The organism is Staphylococcus caseorum, from assembly GCF_049943195.1.
GTDB classification, from domain to species: Bacteria; Bacillota; Bacilli; order Staphylococcales; family Staphylococcaceae; genus Staphylococcus; species Staphylococcus equorum_A.
Map to the genome: position 1 here is coordinate 2,572,902 of NZ_JBNFUA010000001.1, position 20,099 is coordinate 2,593,000.

Genomic DNA, 20,099 nt, shown 5'->3' on the forward strand with positions numbered 1-20,099 from the left:
ATTAACATTTTAATGAATTAAAATATGGAATTAATTTTTAATAATTTTATATATGGAGGGAATTGAAAAAATACAAAAAAATCTGTTCAAGTTTCTATTATTGAGACTTGAACAGATTTTTTGTTATGCTATTTTCTTTTTTCTGCAGTGGCGTTAATTCTTTTGTTTACGCCGATTGTAAAATTAAGCTAGACACATAAGAAAAGCCACTCGTGATACACTCAAAATTAATTTCCAACCAAAGAAATCATAGGAGTGATCACGAATGACCTACACCCATCTTAGCACGGATGAATTGATAATAATAGAAGCCTATTTCCATCAAAATAGCTCTGTCACAAAGATTTCAAGACAGATGGGCCGGGCCCGTCAAACAGTGCACAATGTGGTGACTTTTCTGAAAGACGGGCACACGGCACTGGATTATTACAAGCGCTATAAGCAGAACAAGAAACGCTGTGGTAGAAAACAGACTGTACTACCCGCCGATCAACATCTCTATGTTGAAGAAAAAGTCGCTCAGGGCTGGACCCCCGATGTGATTACTGGTCGCGAGGAACACCCAATTAATTGTTCGGGACGGACACTGTACCGGCTATTCAAACGTCAGCAGTTTGATATTTCTACACTGCCGATGAAAGGCAAGCGAAAACCAAACGGTCATAAGGAACGCCGGGGCAGACAGACATTCAAACGGAACATTTCTGAAAGAGAGACGGATTATCCGGCATTCAACGAAGAATTTGGTCATCTTGAAGGCGACACGATTGTCGGTGTCCACCATAAAAGTGCCATCATTACATTGGTTGAACGCCTGTCAAAAGCCATCATCACGCTAAAACCCGAAGGCAGAACAGCGAAGGATATCGAAACCACGCTCAACACATGGTGTCATCAGGTGCCCAGAAACCTGTTCAAATCCATTACATTCGATTGTGGCAAAGAATTCTCGAATTGGCGGTCAATCAGTAATCAGAATGATCTTTCCATCTATTTCGCTGATCCGGGCACCCCTTCCCAGCGCGGGTTGAATGAACATTCCAATGGGTTATTGCGGACAGATGGATTGCCTAAGGGGATGGATTTCAATCAGGTGGACCAGCGGTTTGTTTCCTCCGTCTCTACCAGAAGGAACCATATCCCCAGAAAGTCATTGAATTATCAAACCCCGTTGGAAGTATTTATGAGTTACATGGATGTAGGTAAACTGTCTAGCTTATTTTGACAAACGAAGTTAATAACACAAAGAATAATATGAATGCGATAGAAATAAAGATGTGACCTAAACCAGCAATGCCCGCGATTGCAGGACTTACACTGAATCCTTTGATAGTAGCAATACCATTCACAAATTGCATTGCTACAGTTACTAATACGCCTAAGTGGAAAATATAAAAGAAACTATTAAATAATTTACCATTACGAGTCAATTTAAGTTGGTGTTCGATAACCATGAAAATCAAGAACATAATTGTACCTAAAACTAATAAATGTGTGTGCGTTACATTTAATTGCGAATAATCGCTGAAATTTTCTCCTTTTGACATTTCTCTATAAAACAAACCACTAAGTAACCCTAATAAAGTATAAAAGGCAGAGCTGAACATTAATTTTTTCATTTTTTCTTCCTCCAAATTGTTAATAACTATAATATAAAGTGATTTTATGAACTGTTTATGAACAGCATAAAAATAAATTAACAGTTTATAGCAATATGAAAGAAAAGCACGATAACGAATGAAATATAAATTTTAATATTGGCATATCAAGTAGAATAAATTTTAAAAAATAACATATTAATATTTTTGTTGTGCCAATAATAGTGGATAAATAGTATCGAGTACAGGTGTAACCAATTGATGTTCTCTTGCTTTTTTGAATAGAAAGCCTTGGATCCCTGCTATTTCTAATGGATTAGCTGAGATGATGTCATAATACATACTTGTGCCCATTTGATTGGGATAATCTTTGTAAATTGTCATAATATCATCGACAATGTCATCATCAAAGTACACATTTTCAGCTTGTGCAATGGCTACACCTTCAACTAATAGTTGCTTGCAAAGGTGTTTGATACCCGGAACTTGAAGTACTTCGGCAGTGCGACGACTTAATGCAGTGACACTATTAATGGCTAAATTAACAAGCAGTTTATACCAAATGGCATAATCAATATCGTTTGTGAGTTCAACTTCTAAAGAAGAGCCCACTACAATATCACGGAATGCACGCGTTTCTGGACTATCTTCTAAAATGAGTTTGTGATCACGATAATGCGTTACGGTAGAACCAGATTTTTGTCCGCTAATATAAACAACAGCTTGAAATACGTGAGGATGTTCAAAGCGTGACAACTGACCGTGACCATTTTGAGCGAGTATAATAATGGTTTGCTCATGGATTAAATGTTCCATTTCTCTTAATACATCATCAAGTTGAGGTATTTTAACAGCAATAATTAAAACATCAACTGGGTTTTGATCAGTTATTAATGGCGTGACCTGTAAAGTACGTTCATGATCATTATTATTATTGGCATAGTAGGTGAGCGTTTGAGATCGGCGACCGAGTAAGCGTAAATCAGGATGTGTTGCTAAAAGATCAATTGCAATCGTGCTACCTACTGCGCCAGGTCCAATTATTGCAATTTTGTTCATGTTTTTAATTTCCTTTTCTAAGTAGATTGGTTAGTATATGGATAACAATACAAATATAACAAACTGCGGAGATGATTTTAATTGAAAACATTAAATCAGTTAATAGATATGAAACAGAGTAACGATAAGATATCAATGGTGACAGCATATGATTATCCTAGTGCGAAGCAAGTTGAAGCAGCACAGATAGATACAATATTAGTTGGTGATTCATTAGGGATGACCGTCTTAGGTTATGACAGCACAGTACAAGTAACAGTAGACGATATGGTTCATCATGCCAAAGCTGTACGACGAGGTGCGCCAGACACATTTGTAATTGTAGATGTGCCTTTTGGTGCGGTAGGTGTAAACGAGCAGTCGGATTTAGAAACAGCTGTAAAGTTATATCAACAAACTCAAGCGCATGCGATTAAGGCTGAAGGTGCGCATTTAACTCAATATATTGAAAGTTGTAGCAATATGGGTATCCCAGTTGTTTCACATCTTGGGTTAACACCCCAAAGTGTTGGTATAACAGGGTATAAAATGCAGGCAAATACCAAAGAAGCAGCGCAACAACTTATAAATGATGCGTATGCTGTACAACAAGCAGGTGCTGTTATGTTAGTGTTAGAAGCTATTCCAAGCGATTTAGCTGCTAAAATCACTGAAAATTTAGATATCCCAGTTATTGGAATTGGCGCTGGTAAAGGCACAGATGGACAAGTATTGGTGTATCACGATTTACTAAATTATGAAGTGAATCATCAAGCAAAATTTGTGAAACAATATGGTGATTTTTCAAAAGGTGTTCAAGCATTATCTCAATATGGTACTGAAGTTAAGTCACAACAATTTCCGAGTGATGCGTACACTTACAAAAAGCAGGTCATGAACGAGGTGTCTGAATGACTGAGTTAATTACTACTATAGAAGAAATGACTGAGTTGTCTAAGCAATGGAGAAAATCAAATAAATCAGTGGGCTTTGTACCTACTATGGGCGCCTTACACGAGGGCCATTTAAAAATGATGTCACAATCTATTTCTGAAAATGATGTGACAGTTATTAGTGTTTTTGTAAATCCACTGCAATTTGGACCTGATGAAGATTTAGATGCGTATCCTCGAGACATTGAAAGTGACACAGCAAAAGCAGCATCAGTAGGCGTAGATTATATTTTTTATCCGAGTGAAAAAGAAATGTATCCGGAACAACCTACAATTGAAGTGAAGGCTGGACGTCTAGCGTCAGTATTAGAAGGCGCACAGCGTCCGGGTCATTTTGACGGCGTAGTGACAGTAGTAAATAAACTGTTCAATATTATACAACCACAGCGTGCTTATTTTGGAAAAAAGGATGCACAGCAGTTAGCTATAGTAGAAAAAATGGTTGAAGACTTTAATCATGCAATTGATATTGTAGGCGTAGACATTGTTCGTGAAGCGGATGGTCTAGCTAAAAGCTCGCGTAATATTTATTTAACACCAGATGAAAGAGCAGAAGCGCCTCACCTCTATAAAAGTTTGCAGTTAGCACAATCATTATATAAGCAAGGTGAACGCAGCAGTTTGAAAATCATTGAAACTACCCGTGATTATATACAACAATATACGAGCGGGGATATCGAAACAGTAGCAATTTATAGCTATCCCCAACTTGTTGAGCAACATGAAATTACAGATAGAATTTTTATATCGCTGGCAGTCAAATTTAGCCAGGCACGTCTAATAGATAATATTATTATCGGTGATTAATTTGTCTTAATGTATTTACATGCTTAGTGAACAATTCAGTTAGATACAACATTCTCTCAATATACAATTTACATTTTCTTAGTGTTGATTTATCATATATATAGAGAGATATTTATCGAGAAAACGATTATATGATAATTAAATAGTTTTAAGGGTATAAATACAGTAGTGAAAATGATATATGTGTTATCTCAAGAACGAAACAACTATGCTTTATCTTATATAATTAATTAAAAAGTGATCACGAGAGGTGGTAAAAAAATGAGTGAATCTAACTCAAAAGATGTCATTTTAATTGGTGCTGGTGTTTTAAGTACAACATTCGGTACGATGTTAAAAGATCTTGCACCAGAATGGAATATCAAACTTTTTGAAAGACTCGAAAAACCTGCAATTGAAAGTTCTAACGAACGCCACAATGCTGGTACTGGACATGCCGCATTATGTGAATTGAACTATACAGTTGAACAAAAAGACGGTTCAATCGATATCGAAAAAGCAAAAGAAATTAACGAACAATTTGAGATTTCAAAACAATTTTGGTCTCACTTAGTAAAAAGTAATCAAATTCAAGATCCACAAGAATTTATACGCCCATTACCGCATATTAGTTTTGTGCAAGGCGATAAAAATGTGAATTTCTTGAAGAGACGTTATGAAGCTCTTGCGCCTTTATCAATGTTTAAAGGTATAGAATATACAGAAGACCATAAAAAACTACAAGAGTGGATGCCATTAATGATGGAAGGCCGCGATCCAGAAGAAGTAGTTGCAGCTAGTAAAATAAACGAAGGTACAGATGTGAACTTCGGTGAACTTACAAGAAAAATGGCTAAAAACTTAAACGAACATGAAAATGCAGAACTTTTCTACAAACATGAAGTTCAAGACTTCAGCCGTCGTAAAGATGGTAAATGGGAAGTTAAAATTAAAGACCTTAAAACTAATAAAGTAGAACATCACATTACTGACTATCTATTTATTGGTGCAGGTGGTGCTGCAATTCCAATGCTACAAAAAACTGGTATTCCAGAAAGTAAGCATTTAGGTGGTTTCCCAATTACAGGAGAATTCTTAGTATGTAATAATCCTGATGTTGTAGCTAAGCATGAAGTTAAAGCTTATGGTAAAGAACCTGAAGGTACACCGCCAATGACGGTACCTCACTTAGATAGACGCTATATCCAAGATGAAAACTCATTATTATTTGGACCATTCGCAGCGATTGGCCCTAAATTCTTGAAAAATGGTTCTAATTTAGATTTATTTAAATCAATTAACCCTAGCAACATAATCACTATGTTAGCTGCAGCGGCGAAAAACTTCCCGTTAATTAAATATTCTATTCAAGAAGTATTAGCTAAAAAAGAAGATCGAATGAAAGAATTACGTCGATTTGTTCCTGATGCTAAAGATAAAGATTGGGATATTATGCAAGCTGGTAAACGTGTTCAAGTTATCAAAGATACAAAAGAACACGGTAGAGGATTTATTCAATTCGGTACAGAAGTTGTAAATTCAAAAGACCATTCTGTAATTGCATTATTAGGTGAATCTCCAGGTGCTTCTACTTCAGTTTCAGTTGCATTAGAAGTAATCGAGAAAAACTTCCCAGATTATATGGCTGAATGGGAACCTAAGTTGAAAGAAATTATTCCATCTTATGGTAAATCATTAATTGAAGATTACGCATTATTAAAAGAAATACGACAAGCAAATAATGCTGAACTTGAATTAAACAATAAATAATAAGTAATAAACTATCCCTTGAAGTATCATGCTTCAAGGGATTTTTGTATCTAATTTTAATATATTTTCGTCTAACAAGTTAAACTAATACAAAGTGTACTCTTTTTTACTATTATTTCTTATGAAATATCATTTATTTCTCTTATAAAATTAAAATATTATATAAGAAAGCGCTTACTTTATTTTAATGAGGGTATAAGACCCAATAAAGGAGGTTTTACAATGATATATACAAATCCAAATCAAGAAGATGCAAAATACAAAGTAAAATCGAAATATGCTAATTTTATAGGTGGAAAATGGGTTGAACCCCAAGAAGGAAATTATTTTGATAATATTTCACCAGTTACAGGTGAAAGTTATGCCAAGATACCAAAGTCCACACAAAAAGATGTTGATTTAGCAGTTGAAGCTGCTCAGAAAGCGCAAGTCGAATGGGGTAAAAAATCATTATCTGAAAGATCACAATTATTATTAGATATAGCTGATCGTATTGAAGAAAATTTAGAATATTTAGCAGTGATAGAAACTTTTGATAATGGTAAGCCAGTGAGAGAAACACTTACAGCAGATTTACCATTAGTAGTAGATCATTTTAGGTATTTTGCAGGTGTGATTCGCGCCGAAGAAGGCGGCATTTCCCAAATAGATAATGATACAGTTGCATATCATTACAAAGAACCCTTAGGTGTAATTGGACAAATTATCCCTTGGAACTTCCCTTTACTTATGGCAACTTGGAAGATTGCTCCAGCGATTGTAACAGGTAATACAGTGATACTTAAGCCTGCAGAACAAACACCAGTATCGATTTTACATTTTATTGAACTGATAGAAGATATTTTACCAGAAGGTGTGCTTAATATAGTAAATGGCTTCGGCAATGAAACTGGTGAAGCGCTAGCGACCCATAAAAACATAAATAAAGTTGCGTTTACAGGTGAAACGACAACTGGAAAGATTATTATGAAAAATGCTAGTGACAATGTCATACCGGTCACGCTTGAACTGGGTGGTAAATCACCGAATGTATTTTTCAAAGATATCATGGATGAAGATGACGAATTTTTAGAAAAAGCTGTTGAAGGGTTAGTCATGTTTGCACTAAATCAAGGTGAGGTATGTACATGTCCTTCAAGAGCACTTATTCATGAAGACATTTATGAAAAATTTATAGCTTTATGTATAGAAAAAGTGAATAAAATAAAATTAGGAAATCCTTTAGATGAAACAACAATGGTTGGTGCACAAACTTCAAATGAGCAACAAGAAAAAATCAAAAAATACTTAGATATTGGTAAGGAAGAAGGCGCTGAAATTCTTGTAGGTGGAAATGTTAGACAAGAAAACGAGAATTTAGAAAATGGATTTTATATTGAGCCAACGATATTCAAAGGTGACCAAAGTATGCGTATTTTCCAAGAAGAAATATTTGGTCCGGTATTATCTGTCGCAACTTTTAAAACAAATGAAGAAGCTCTAGAAATGGCGAATGATACGATTTACGGTCTTGGGGCAGGTATTTGGACGAGAAATCAAAATACTGCATATCGCATAGGCAGAGGAATTCAAGCAGGACGTGTATGGGTGAATAATTATCATACTTATCCAGCGCATGCTGCTTTTGGCGGGTACAAAATGAGTGGTATTGGTCGTGAAAATCATTTAATGATGTTAGACCATTATCAACAAACTAAAAATTTACTTGTAAGTTATGATACAAAACCAACAGGCCTATTTTAATGAAAAAGAAATAAATATAATGAGAAATTTAAAACTATTACGCTAATGCGTGATAGTTTTTTTGTTGTTACTAAAATTATTTCTAATTGTATATTTTCGTAAACCTAATAAATAATTCTCTAATTTAATTTTTATATTTAAATCCATATAAAACTCTTAAAAAAATAATACAATTGTGATATTGTAATATCGACTAAGATTAATGGAGGAAAATAATGAAAAACAATCATGATTTAACACCTAATAGAAAGAACAAATATTCTATTAGAAAACTTTCAGTTGGCACAGCGTCATTATTAGTAGGAAGCGTATTAGTATTCGGATTATCTAACGATGCGAATGCAGCAGAAAACGATCTTCCAAAAGATTCCAAAGCACTCAATACTAATGTGAACGAAGATGATAACCACTTAGTTGATACAGAAAAAGCAAATAGCAACGAACAAGAGCCAGTCAATGACTTTTCAGAAAGCCATGATATTCAGAAGGACAATTTAAAAGCAAGTCATAGTGCTTCAGAGCAAAGTATTGTTCAAAGTAAGCCAACAGCAAATAACACAAATGAAATTGACACCAACAATAAAGAACCAGAAGTAGCTGTAAACACTAATGAAAGTAAAGTTACTGACAATAAAGAGAATAATAACAACGCGACGAATGTAATTGAAAAAGAAAATGCAGCGTCAAAATCTAATAAGACTAATGAAGAGAATATTGAAATTGTAAAAATCGAGAATAAACTAAAAGCTGATAATAAAGCGAATGGTGAAAAAGAAACTAATGTAATTGAAAAAGAAAACAAAGAAAATAGTGAAATTATAAAAAACGAAAATAAAAAAGTTAATAATGTTGATGACACATCTCCAAATTACGAGGATAGACAAACAAGTGATGTAGCAGAGGAAACTACAATAAACCAAAGCGAGGCACAATCTAAACAAACAAGAGATGTTAATAGTTATATAGCAAATAATACTAGTAATAAAATAAAAGCAAAAGATGAAGTAAATACACAAAGAGAAAATACTAATTCAGCTAATGCGAACACTGGCGTAGATAGAAGTGGAAGTGAAAGAGCAAGAGCGCTGAATACAAATGAATCCAATAATAATGTTGCTAAAGTGAGAAGAGCTCGTTCAGTCATATTCAGAAAAAAATCACCCAGAGCAATGACAGAAGATAGCTCTTTGGAAACATTAGATTACTCAGATAACTATACATTCCAAACCTTGATTTTTGATCCTAGTACATTAACAAGTAACGAAGTTTTAAATGGTAAAACTATTCCATTTGAAATCCATAGTTATTTGACTGGGGCAAATTCTGGAGATAGATATAAAATAAATTTACAACTAGATCCAGTGATAGCTAACCATGTGACAAGAATTACTGTTAATCCTGTTGGTAGTACATCACCAGTAGAGTTAGTTAGATTATCTAATAAGCAAGGTAAATTGACTAACATTTGGCAAGTTAATTTCATTAGAGCAAATGGTGGTTTATTTGGTGGTGCAGAAATATTATCGCAATATACAGCCACTGGAGGACGTATGGAACTTGACACTACCGTTAAAAATATCTTGAACAGCATGAAAAATAAAAAAGATAAGTTAAATTATCTCATATATGTGAAAGACGATTTTGAAAATAAAAAAATACAAACCTCAGAAACGAGCGGTTATTTTTTAACACCATCAGATACAGAAATAAATAACATTATCCCATCACAATCTAATAATGCTAATAGTGCATTTAAAGCAAGTAGTGGAACAGTACAATTTGATTCTACAATCGGTAATTTCGGTGGTGCAATCATAGATCATCAAATATTAAAGAATGGAATATTTAACTACGGTGGAAGAATACTTGATCTTGGGTTAAATAAACAATGGGCATATAATTATCAAATTGATCCTACTTTGTTACCATATATTTCTTCAATAGAATTACATAAATTAGATTTTAAAGGTGTAAGTGGTTTTGATAAGAAATATTATAAAGGAAATAGAGTAGCAACGCTTGCAGTTGATGCAAATGGTAGAGGAACTATTGCAGATATCGATTTAAATCAACTCATAGAATTTAATAATTCATTACCAGAAACTGTAGGTATTAGAATTGTACTTGTATATAATCAAAGCCCTAATAATATATTAACTAGGGGTGCTTCTTATGATGCGAATGGTAATTTAATACCTAGTACAACCCGAGTAAAAGAAGACTTTGCATTTAATGGATACTTAACAGATAGAACTGGAGGAATGATCGCTAATACTTTTGGTTCTTCAACGTACTATATTCAAGATATAGATAAAGATGGTTTGACGGATAATTTTGAAATTCATAAATCTCATTCTGATCCATTTAACGGTGATACAGATAGAGATGGTAAAAATGATGGAGACGAAGTTTTAAGATATCAGACCTCTCCATTAGTAGGCAAACCTATTGTAAATGATATTACGACAGAGGATACCATCATTAACGGTGATGTCCCATTAGATCAATATGCAGCAAATCAAAAAGTGAAAATTTTGAACGCAAATGGCACGGTAGTAAGTCAAGGTACCGTGAATGGTAACGGTACATTTAGATTAAACGTATCGAAATTAACACCTGGTACTTATAAGGTGGCTATAGACTCGCCTAACTATCGAAATGATGAGGTAAATACATTTAAGGTAATTGATATAAAATCATTATTAAAACCAAGTATTGCCCCGGTTAACGATCAAAGTACAAGCCTTCAAGTCAATGGTGTTGGAGGATCTACTATTGTGGTCAAAGATAATAACAACAAGGTTATTGGAAAAGTGGTGTTAGGAAACAGCGAGACAACAAAAACGTTGCAGTTGACCCAACCACTTAAAGCCGGAACAATTTTGGCTGCTACTGCTACAAAGAATGGAAAAACGAGTTATGCATCAGACCCAGTAACTGTGACAGATATAACAGCACCAAACGCACCAGTGGTGAATGAAGTCACAAGTGAAGGTACACAAGTAACAGGAACAAGTGAAGCAGGATCGACGATTACAGTTCAATTCCCAGATGGAAGTGTGACAACAGGCACAGCAGATAGTCAAGGCAACTACGCAATAGATATCCCGACAAACCTAGATTTAGTAGGCAATGAAGAACTCGTAGTGACATTGACAGATGGTGCGGGCAATGTATCACCGGAAACAAGATTGACTGTTACTGATGTGACGGCACCCGTAGCACCAATGGTAAATGAGGTTACAAGTGAAGGTACACAAGTAAGTGGAACAGGTGAACCAAATTCAACAATTACAGTGAAGTTCCCAGATGGAAGTGTGGCAACAGGCATAGCAGATAGTCAAGGCAACTATGCAATCGATGTTCCGACGAACGTAGATTTAGTAGGCAACGAAGAATTGATAGTTACATCAACAGATGTTTCTGGCAATGTATCACCGGAAACAAGATTGACTGTTACTGATGTGACGGCACCGGTAGCGCCAACGGTGAATGAAGTTACAAGTGAAGGCACGCAAGTTACGGGAACAAGTGAACCAGGCTCAACGATTACGGTCCAATTCCCAGATGGAAGTGTGGCAACAGGCACAGTAGATAATCAAGGCAATTACGCAATAGATGTTCCGACAAACGTTGATTTAGTAGGAAATGAAGAGTTAGTTGTCACATCAACAGATTCATCAGGCAATGTATCGCCAGAAACACGATTAACAGTTATAGATACAACAGTACCTACAGCCCCAACGGTGAATGAGGTTACAAGTGAAGGCACACAAGTAACAGGAACTGGCGAACCAGGCTCGACGATTACGGTTAAATTCCCAGATGGAAGTGTGGCAACAGGTACAGCAGACAATCAAGGCAATTACGCAATAGATGTTCCGACGAACGTAGATTTAGTAGGAAATGAAGAGCTCGTAGTTACATCAACAGATGGTGCGGGCAATGTATCACCGGAAACAAGATTGACTGTTACTGATGTGACGGCACCGGTAGCACCAACGGTGAATGAAGTTACAAGTGAAGGCACGCAAGTAAGTGGAACAGGTGAACCAAATTCAACAATTACAGTGAAGTTCCCAGATGGAAGTGTGGCAACAGGCACAGCAGACAATCAAGGCAATTACGCAATAGATATCCCAACAAACGTGGACTTAGTAGGTAATGAAGAACTCATAGTGACATCGACAGATGGTGCGGGCAATGTATCACCGGAAACACGATTAACAGTTACAGATGCGACAGCACCGGTAGCACCAACGGTGAATGAAGTTACAAGTGAAGGTACGCAAGTAAGTGGAACAGGTGAATCAAATTCAACAATTACAGTTCAATTCCCAGATGGAAGTGTGGCAACAGGCACAGTAGATAATCAAGGCAATTACGCAATAGATGTTCCGACAAACGTTGATTTAGTAGGAAATGAAGAGTTAGTTGTCACATCAACAGATTCATCAGGCAATGTATCGCCAGAAACACGATTAACAGTTATAGATACAACAGTACCTACAGCCCCAACGGTGAATGAGGTTACAAGTGAAGGCACACAAGTAACAGGAACAGGTGAACCAGGCTCAACGATTACGGTTAAATTCCCAGATGGAAGTGTGGCAACGGGTACAGTCGATAGTCAAGGAAATTACATGATCGATTTACCATTAGATAAGCAATTGAATGGCAATGAAGAGTTGGTTATCACATCAACAGATGGATCAGGAAACGTATCGTCAGAAACGCGATTAACGGTTAAAGATACGACAGCACCTGTATCCCCAACGGTGAATGAGGTTACAAGCGAAGGTACACAAATTACGGGAACAGGTGAAGCAGGTTCAACAATTACAGTTAAATTCCCAGATGGAAGTACAGTAACAGGCACAGTCGATAATCAAGGAAATTACGTGATCGATTTACCATTAGATAAGCAATTGAATGGCAATGAAGATTTGGTTATCACATCAACAGATGGATCAGGTAATGTATCACCAGAAACAAGATTGACTGTTAAAGATACGACAGCACCTGTAGCCCCAACGGTGAATGAGGTGACCAGTGGAGACATGAAAGTAACAGGAACAGGCGAACCAGGCTCCACAATAACAGTGAAGTTCCCAGATGGAAGTACAGTAACAGGTACAGTAGATAATCAAGGAAATTACGTAATAGATTTACCATTAGATAAGCAGTTGAATGGTAACGAAGATTTGGTTATCACATCAACAGATGGATCAGGAAACGTATCTTTAGAAACAAGATTAACTATTAAAAATACAATCACACCAGTAGTGCCAACAGTGAGTGGAGTAACGACTGGATCTACGCAAATTACAGGTCAAGCTAAACCGAATTCGACAATTACAGTTAAGTTCCCGGATGGAACTGTCATAACAGGTAAGGCTGATAATCAAGGCAAATACGTAATTAATATACCTACTAATGTCAATGTAAAACCTGGGGATAAAATACAAGTGTCAGCGATTGATAAGAAAGGCAATACATCTAGAACAACAATTATCGTGAGTAGCAATAGTAATTCAACCTCTAACCAATCGAATGTTCACGATAATACTAGCAATAATTATGATTCAAGCAATAAATTAGGTTTGAATGGTAATAAAGCGAAAGATGGAAAACTATATGGAAATATAAATAGTAGCAACAAACTTTCGAATACTTCAATTAACGATAAAGCTGAAACAGCAGAAGGTTCGAAAGGCGATGTATTACAAATTAAAGATAAGAAAGGTATTATTTCAAATCTGAATAATGACAAAAATAAACTTGGTAACTCAGATAATAAAAAGGTAGATAAATTACCTGACACGGGTGAAAGTGAGAACCAAGCCAATGGATTATTAAGTTCATTATTAGCTATGTTTGGTGCGTTCTTATTAATTGGAAGACGTCGTAAAAATAAAGAAGATCACCAATAAAAATTAATATTATAATGAGAAAGATATTATAGTATTACAAAATCAATAAGACGGAATGCTCTTTAGATAGAGCTTCCGTCTTATTTTTACTATATAACTTATTAATGATATGCCATTTCTAAAAATATAGCTTAGGCGTATAATGGAATAATTACTAAGGAAGGGTGTGGGAAAATGCAAAAAGCTTATCGGCAACTCATATTAGGGATGATTTGTTTGTTTATTGTTATGGCAATTGGTCGTTTTGCATACACACCTATTATGCCATTTATGCAACAAACGGGACATATGGATAATCAGAGCGCAGGATTACTGGCAACTATTAATTACTTAGGTTATTTAATTGGAGCAATTATTCCTATATGGATAGTTGTATTTAGCAAGGTTACAGATTTGAAAGTTTACTTACTGATCAATATAGTTTCAACAATATTGATGGGACTGTTTGATAATTTTACATTGTGGATTATTTTTCGTTTAATTGCAGGTATCACAAGTGGAACCGTTTTTGTCTTAGCCTCAAATGTGGCCCTCGAAGCATTGAGAGCAGCGAACAAGGGTCGTATCTCAGGTATGCTTTATAGTGGTGTGGGTCTAGGCATTTTCACAAGTAGTATATTTATATTTTTATTTACTACAGAAAATAATTGGAAGACAACGTGGGTTTTACTTGGTGTTTTTGCTTTAGTTATGGGAAGTTTTGTAATTTTTGGTATGCGTCAAAATTCAAATATTGAAAATGAAACACAAAACTTAAATGAAAAAGAAGATAAACCAAAAATTAAGTTGAATAAAAAATTTATTTGGGGATTTTCAATAGCGTATTTTTGTGAAGGTGCGGGTTACATAATTACAGGAACATTCTTAGTAGCAATCGTTAAATCTATACCTGAGTTTGCAGATTATGCAGCGTTAAGTTGGATGTTTGTAGGGTTGGGAGCTATTCCATCTACGATTTTATGGTCTATGATGGCTGAAAAATTAGGACACGGTAAAGCAACTAATTTAGCATTTATTTTACAAATTATTGCCGTAATATTGCCTGTCTTTTCAGAAAGCATGACGAGTTTAGTGATAAGTTCTATTTTATTTGGTGCTACGTTTCTTGGTTTAACGACATTGTTTATGTCTAAAGCACAAACGTTAATGTTTCAAAGTAATAGTAAAATAAATTTAGTTGCTTCATTAACTGTTATTTACAGTTTGGGACAAATGATTGCACCAGCACTTTCTGGTGTATTAATTGGTGAATCAGGAAATTATAATGCAGCATTAATTTTTGCGGCGACTATACTTTGCGTTGGACTATTAAGCAGTATGTATAGTTATAGAGTCAGAAATTAAATGATATATTCAAAAGAGAAAACTGGTTTAAAGAAAAAAAGTTAGAAGAGTTATATACACGTGTAGAAGCACTCTATGCAGGCTTTTTAGCAGTCATAATACTTTTGTGTAAATTGACTTTTTGTGGTAATATCGTCATGGATAAAAATTCGAGATAATAATAGATAAGAAGGTTTAAATATATATGAAAGAAAATTTTTGGCGTGAATTACCGCGTCCATTTTTTGTTTTGGCACCAATGGAAGATGTTACAGATGTTGTTTTTCGTCATGTTGTCAGTGAAGCAGGCAGACCTGACGTTTTCTTCACTGAGTTTACAAATACAGAAAGCTTTTGCCACCCTGAAGGTGTACACAGTGTACGCGGACGCTTAACATTTACTGAAGATGAACAGCCTATTGTCGCTCATATTTGGGGAGATAAGCCAGAGCACTTCCGTGAAATGAGTATCGGTATGGCAGAAATGGGCTTTAAAGGTATCGATTTAAATATGGGCTGTCCAGTGCCGAACGTTGCAACGAAAGGTAAAGGTTCAGGTCTAATTCAACGTCCTGAAACTGCAGCTGAAATTATTCAGGCAGCTAAAGCAGGAGGCCTGCCAGTAAGTGTTAAAACTCGACTTGGCTATTCTGATATTGATGAGTGGAGAGACTGGCTGACACATGTGTTCGAACAGGATATTGCGAACCTGTCGATTCACCTTCGGACGCGCAAAGAGATGAGTAAAGTAGATGCGCATTGGGAATTAATTGGAGAAATTAAAAAGGTTCGTGATGAAATTGCACCAGAGACATTGTTAACGATTAATGGAGATATACCGGATAGAAAAACAGGCCTTGAACTGGCAGAGAAGTATGGTATTGACGGTGTAATGATTGGACGTGGGATTTTCCAAAACCCGCATGCATTTGAAAAAGAACCGAGAGAACATACGAGTGAAGAGCTTTTAGGGCTGTTAAGACTTCATCTTGACCTATTCGATAAATATACAAAAGAAGAAACGCGTCAGTTTAAACCATTACGCAGATTCTTTAAAGTATACGTACGCGGTATCAAAGGAGCAAGTGAACTGAGACATCAGTTAATGAGCACAAGTACAACAGATGAGGTTCGGACACTCCTTGATGAATTTGAAGCACAAATGACACCTATGGAATAACATTCATAAACTTGGACGAAAATGCTGAAGAAGTATAAAGAAACGGCTTAAAAATCTTGATTTTAAGATTTTTAAGCCGTTTTTTGTTTGATTGTTAATGAAATAATGAATGCAATAAGCATGAAAGCTGTGATCATAAATACAACACCTGGCCATTGTATCAGCCCATAGAAGATACCTGCTAATGTACCACCAATAGATGAACCCATGTAATAAAATAATAAATATAAACTAGATGCTTGCGCTTTATGATGTTCAGCACGACTTGCAACTACACCACTTGCTATCGCGTGACCACTGAAAAATGCATAAACACTGAATGCTAATCCGAGTATTTTAAAAACTAAAAAAGGTAAAAGTGTAATCCAAATACCAACGATTAATAGTAAGATGCTAAATTTTAAGGCGTTTAATGTACCTAATTTAGTACGTAATTTTGCATTTAATATAGAAGATATCATACCAATTAAGAATAATAAGTAAACAAAGCTAATAATACTGTCATGCAATTGATAAGGTTTAGCTGCCAACACAAAGCCAATATAGTTAAAAGCAGCGATGTTACAGCCTAATAATAGAAATCCAATCATAAAAGGTTTTAGTAAACGAATGTTTTTCAAATGTTGACTATAGCTCAATACTAATGCTTTAACAGAAAAACGTTGCTTCTCAAAATGTCGAGATGCTGGTAGTAAGAAAGCAAATAATATTGCTGCGACAACACTAATAATTGCAATGGAGAATAAGCCGACTTGATAACCATAAATACTTGAAATAAATCCAGTGAATATTCTACCAAACGCACCACCAAAGGCATTGCCACTTATATAAATACCCATTGCCTCGGGTAAACTATGCGCAGAAATTTCTTCACCGATATATGCCATGGCGATAGAGGGTAAGCCTGCTAAACAGATACCTTGTATAAGCCTAACAATTAAGAAAGTATTGAAATCTGTAATAAAGGGTTGCACTAGTGCTAATAATGACACCGAAATTACAGAAAAAATCATAATAGGTTTACGTCCAATTACTTCTGATATTGCACCAAAAAATAGCATAGCAAAAGCTAATGTCAAGGTTGCTGCCGACAATGCCAAACTTGCAACAGTTTCACTCACATTAAATGATTGTGTGAAATGGGGGATCAATGGTTGAACGCTATATAGTATTGAAAAAATAGTGAATCCTGAAATGAAAAGCGCAACGATAATTTTAATATATGCTTTTGAACCTCTATTTACATAGCTGTTTTTCAAATCCTCCATTATATGCCCCCTTCATTCTTAATATATCTATAGTATCACGTAACAAATAATATAAAAAAGGCATTAGTTCTTTTAAAAGGTGTAATGCTATAATTTTTATATCATTGAGAAGTGCTTATGTTTAAAATTTATACCAAGCATATTTTAATATATATTATAGATAGAATTTTCAAAATAATTACAGGTGTCTCAAATCAATTACCAAAAAATTAAAAATCAGTTTCTGCTATTCTCTTAATATAATTTCTTTGCTATTGTTAGCTAAGGAAAAATTTTGGGAGGATTTATTAATTATGAAAAAAATCGTTACAGCAACAATTGCTACATTGTCATTGGGAGCAGTGGGCATAGCACAGTCAGACGCAGAAGCATCAGAGAATAATCAATCAGGTACGCAATATTCAAGTAACCAATCTACAAATGATATCTTTGAATATGGTTATATTGATGAAGATAATAGTGGGAATTATCACCATACATTAGATGGAAACTGGGATCAATCAATGTTTGATCAACAACAATATTATTTCTATTTAATTGATGAAGAAGGAAATTACCATTATTACTATTTCCCTATGAATGATCAAGGCACAAACTCAACAAATACGAATGCAACAAATGCATATAATGATAACAACTATAGTGCTGATAAAAGTCATGAAGCTGTTCAACAGAGTGGCTACGATGTAAATGAAGCACCAGCGCAATCACAAGAAGCACCACAAAGTTCTAATAATGAAGTTTCTGCTCAAACTTCATCACAAGAACAAAGCACAACAACTAACGACAACGCATCTTATACACAAAATAACACATCATCAAACGAAAACTATGAAAGTAGTTATACACGCAATGACGGTAATGGTGTTGAAGATGTGAAACAAAATGCAACGTCAAACAACGTAGAGAACACAACAAATACACCTGCTACAGAATCAACAAACACAAATAGTTCTAATGAAGGACAACAAGAAGCGGCACCTTCATCAGAAGCTTCAAACAACAATAACAGCACGAACACATCAGAAGCTTCAAACAATAATACATCATCAAACAATAATAACAGCACAAGTTCATCAAACTGGTTAACAACTAATAGTCAAATGCAACCATATGGTCAATATCATGGTGGCGGCGCACATTACGGTGTCGACTATGCAATGGATGAAAATACGCCAGTATATTCATTAGCAGATGGTACTGTTGTACAAAGTGGTTGGAGTGATTATGGTGGCGGAAACCAAGTTACAATCCAAGAACAAAATAGTGACAACTATCAATGGTATATGCACATGAATTCATTAAACGTTCAAAAAGGTGACCAAGTTAAAGAAGGACAACAAATCGGTGAATCAGGTAGCACTGGTAACTCTACTGCACCACATTTACACTTCCAACGCATGGAAGGCGGAATTGGTAACGGTTATTCAGTAGACCCAACTTCATACGTAAACTCAAAAGCATAAATTAAGATGATAAAATAAAACGTTCTTGAAATTCTGTTATAGAATTCAAGGACGTTTTTTTATATTAATATGCAGAATTAACAAAGAATATTTGAAATATCTTTGAGACCATATCATACTTGCATTAAATTTAAATTGAAGAGGATGATGGTATGTTTACTGTTTATGGACATAGAGGTTTACCAAGTAAAGCGCCAGAAAATACGCTCGCATCTTATAAAGAAGCTGGAAATACGCCTGGATTAAAATGGATTGAGTTAGATGTAGCGATTACTAAAGATGAACAGTTGATTTTAATTCATGATGATTTTTTAGATAGAACAACGAATATGGTAGGAGAAGTGACACAATTAAATTATGACGACATCAAAGATACATCAGCAGGTAGCTGGTTTGGAACAGAATTTGAAGCAGAAAAACTACCTACGTTTGATGAAGTAATTGAATTGGCAAATGCCTATGATATGAACTTGAATATTGAATTGAAGGGCGTTACAGGTCCGAATGGCACAGTACTATCAGAAAGTATGATTAAACAAGTTGCAGATAAATTAAAAGATTTAGATGTGGAATTAAAAGTATTGATATCAAGCTTTAATTTAGTTTTAGTGAAATTGGCAGAGCAGTTCATGCCAGACTATGAGAGAGCTGTCATATTTAAATCTGCAGCTTTTGGTGATGATTGGAGAACGCTATTAGATTATTGTGGTTCGAAAATAGTGAATATTGAAGATGCTAAATTGACGCAAGCACGTGTTAAAAAAATCAAAAATGCTGGATATGTGTTAAATGTGTGGACAGTAAATAAGCAATTGCGTGCAAACCAATTAGCGAATTGGGGCGTCGATGGCATTTTTACAGACAAAGCAGATGAAATGATTCATTTAGAAAGATTATAGAATCGTACTTGTGGGGTGGGCAGAGGAAACCAAATTTCGAATTTTGATTTCCTTCCGCCTCTTTTTTATCAATATGATTTAAAATAAGATGTCCTTTGTCTTAATTATACATTAAATAATAATATTATTATAGACTACTTCT

Annotated in this window: 13 protein-coding genes; 10 read left to right on the forward strand and 3 right to left on the reverse strand. The window is 35.1% G+C overall.

The features are described 5' to 3' along the window. Positions 1–265: 265 nt before the first annotated feature. A complete protein-coding gene (locus ACP3TL_RS12915; protein WP_040762886.1) occupies positions 266–1,225 on the forward strand; it encodes an IS30 family transposase in 960 nt (319 codons plus the stop codon). Here the strand turns inward: ACP3TL_RS12915 and ACP3TL_RS12920 are convergent. Both ACP3TL_RS12920 and ACP3TL_RS12925 read right to left on the reverse strand, forming a co-directional pair. Further along, complete coding sequence (locus ACP3TL_RS12920; protein WP_426433216.1) at positions 1,212–1,619, reverse strand: DUF2871 family protein; 408 nt, start codon at positions 1,617–1,619, stop codon at positions 1,212–1,214. The two genes, ACP3TL_RS12915 and ACP3TL_RS12920, sit on opposite strands and share 14 nt — an antisense overlap. Positions 1,620–1,796: 177 nt before the next feature. After that, positions 1,797–2,657: an oxidoreductase gene (locus ACP3TL_RS12925; RefSeq protein WP_069832723.1), complete on the reverse strand. Its 861-nt coding sequence runs from the start codon at positions 2,655–2,657 to the stop codon at positions 1,797–1,799. A gap of 81 nt (positions 2,658–2,738) precedes the next feature. Here ACP3TL_RS12925 and panB point away from each other — a divergent pair, with 81 nt between their 5' ends. The 7 genes from panB to ACP3TL_RS12960 all read left to right on the forward strand — a co-directional run bounded on the left by panB (position 2,739) and on the right by ACP3TL_RS12960 (position 16,324). Then, positions 2,739–3,551 (forward strand): 3-methyl-2-oxobutanoate hydroxymethyltransferase, encoded by an 813-nt coding sequence (panB, locus tag ACP3TL_RS12930; protein ID WP_069832722.1) that lies wholly within the window; start codon positions 2,739–2,741, stop codon positions 3,549–3,551. After that, on the forward strand, positions 3,548–4,396 hold the full coding sequence (gene panC / locus ACP3TL_RS12935) for a pantoate--beta-alanine ligase (RefSeq protein WP_069832721.1): 849 nt from the start codon (positions 3,548–3,550) through the stop codon (positions 4,394–4,396). Before panB ends, panC begins: the two co-directional genes overlap by 4 nt. A gap of 261 nt (positions 4,397–4,657) precedes the next feature. After that, positions 4,658–6,145, forward strand: a complete 1,488-nt coding sequence (gene mqo / locus ACP3TL_RS12940; protein WP_069818137.1) for a malate dehydrogenase (quinone) — start codon at positions 4,658–4,660, stop codon at positions 6,143–6,145. A gap of 222 nt (positions 6,146–6,367) precedes the next feature. Next, positions 6,368–7,888 carry an acetaldehyde dehydrogenase ExaC gene (gene exaC, locus ACP3TL_RS12945; protein ID WP_285325837.1) on the forward strand — a complete coding sequence of 507 codons (1,521 nt, stop codon included), beginning with the start codon at positions 6,368–6,370 and terminating at the stop codon, positions 7,886–7,888. 215 nt (positions 7,889–8,103) lie between these two features. Next, positions 8,104–13,821, forward strand: coding sequence for an Ig-like domain-containing protein (locus ACP3TL_RS12950; RefSeq protein WP_285325835.1), 5,718 nt, complete (start codon positions 8,104–8,106; stop codon positions 13,819–13,821). Positions 13,822–13,995: 174 nt separating this feature from the next. Then, positions 13,996–15,165, forward strand: a complete 1,170-nt coding sequence (locus ACP3TL_RS12955; RefSeq protein ID WP_069816491.1) for a YbfB/YjiJ family MFS transporter — start codon at positions 13,996–13,998, stop codon at positions 15,163–15,165. 184 nt (positions 15,166–15,349) lie between these two features. Next, entirely contained in the window at positions 15,350–16,324 is a 975-nt protein-coding gene (locus tag ACP3TL_RS12960) for a tRNA dihydrouridine synthase (RefSeq protein WP_069833074.1), read from the forward strand. 71 nt (positions 16,325–16,395) lie between these two features. Here ACP3TL_RS12960 and ACP3TL_RS12965 read toward each other — a convergent pair whose 3' ends face one another. Continuing rightward, positions 16,396–17,592, reverse strand: coding sequence for an MFS transporter (locus ACP3TL_RS12965; protein ID WP_069833075.1), 1,197 nt, complete (start codon positions 17,590–17,592; stop codon positions 16,396–16,398). Between the two features lie 293 nt (positions 17,593–17,885). Between ACP3TL_RS12965 and ACP3TL_RS12970 the strand changes: the two genes are divergently transcribed. Beyond that, positions 17,886–19,058, forward strand: coding sequence for a M23 family metallopeptidase (locus ACP3TL_RS12970; protein ID WP_069833076.1), 1,173 nt, complete (start codon positions 17,886–17,888; stop codon positions 19,056–19,058). 152 nt (positions 19,059–19,210) lie between these two features. Then, the gene (locus ACP3TL_RS12975) at positions 19,211–19,957 is read left to right on the forward strand and encodes a glycerophosphodiester phosphodiesterase family protein (RefSeq protein WP_069816498.1); all 747 of its coding nucleotides are present in this window, start codon (positions 19,211–19,213) and stop codon (positions 19,955–19,957) included. The last annotated feature ends 142 nt before the right edge of the window (positions 19,958–20,099 follow it).

What these genes read in the sequence shown, in the direction of transcription:
- ACP3TL_RS12915 (WP_040762886.1), top strand. Translation starts at nt 266, where the DNA reads ATGACCTACACCCATCTTAGCACGGATGAATTGATAATAATAGAAGCC.
- ACP3TL_RS12920 (WP_426433216.1), bottom strand. Translation starts at nt 1,619, where the DNA reads ATGAAAAAATTAATGTTCAGCTCTGCCTTTTATACTTTATTAGGGTTA.
- ACP3TL_RS12925 (WP_069832723.1), bottom strand. Translation starts at nt 2,657, where the DNA reads ATGAACAAAATTGCAATAATTGGACCTGGCGCAGTAGGTAGCACGATT.
- panC (WP_069832721.1), top strand. Translation starts at nt 3,548, where the DNA reads ATGACTGAGTTAATTACTACTATAGAAGAAATGACTGAGTTGTCTAAG.
- mqo (WP_069818137.1), top strand. Translation starts at nt 4,658, where the DNA reads ATGAGTGAATCTAACTCAAAAGATGTCATTTTAATTGGTGCTGGTGTT.
- exaC (WP_285325837.1), top strand. Translation starts at nt 6,368, where the DNA reads ATGATATATACAAATCCAAATCAAGAAGATGCAAAATACAAAGTAAAA.
- ACP3TL_RS12950 (WP_285325835.1), top strand. Translation starts at nt 8,104, where the DNA reads ATGAAAAACAATCATGATTTAACACCTAATAGAAAGAACAAATATTCT.
- ACP3TL_RS12955 (WP_069816491.1), top strand. Translation starts at nt 13,996, where the DNA reads ATGCAAAAAGCTTATCGGCAACTCATATTAGGGATGATTTGTTTGTTT.
- ACP3TL_RS12960 (WP_069833074.1), top strand. Translation starts at nt 15,350, where the DNA reads ATGAAAGAAAATTTTTGGCGTGAATTACCGCGTCCATTTTTTGTTTTG.
- ACP3TL_RS12965 (WP_069833075.1), bottom strand. Translation starts at nt 17,592, where the DNA reads ATGGAGGATTTGAAAAACAGCTATGTAAATAGAGGTTCAAAAGCATAT.
- ACP3TL_RS12970 (WP_069833076.1), top strand. Translation starts at nt 17,886, where the DNA reads ATGAAAAAAATCGTTACAGCAACAATTGCTACATTGTCATTGGGAGCA.
- ACP3TL_RS12975 (WP_069816498.1), top strand. Translation starts at nt 19,211, where the DNA reads ATGTTTACTGTTTATGGACATAGAGGTTTACCAAGTAAAGCGCCAGAA.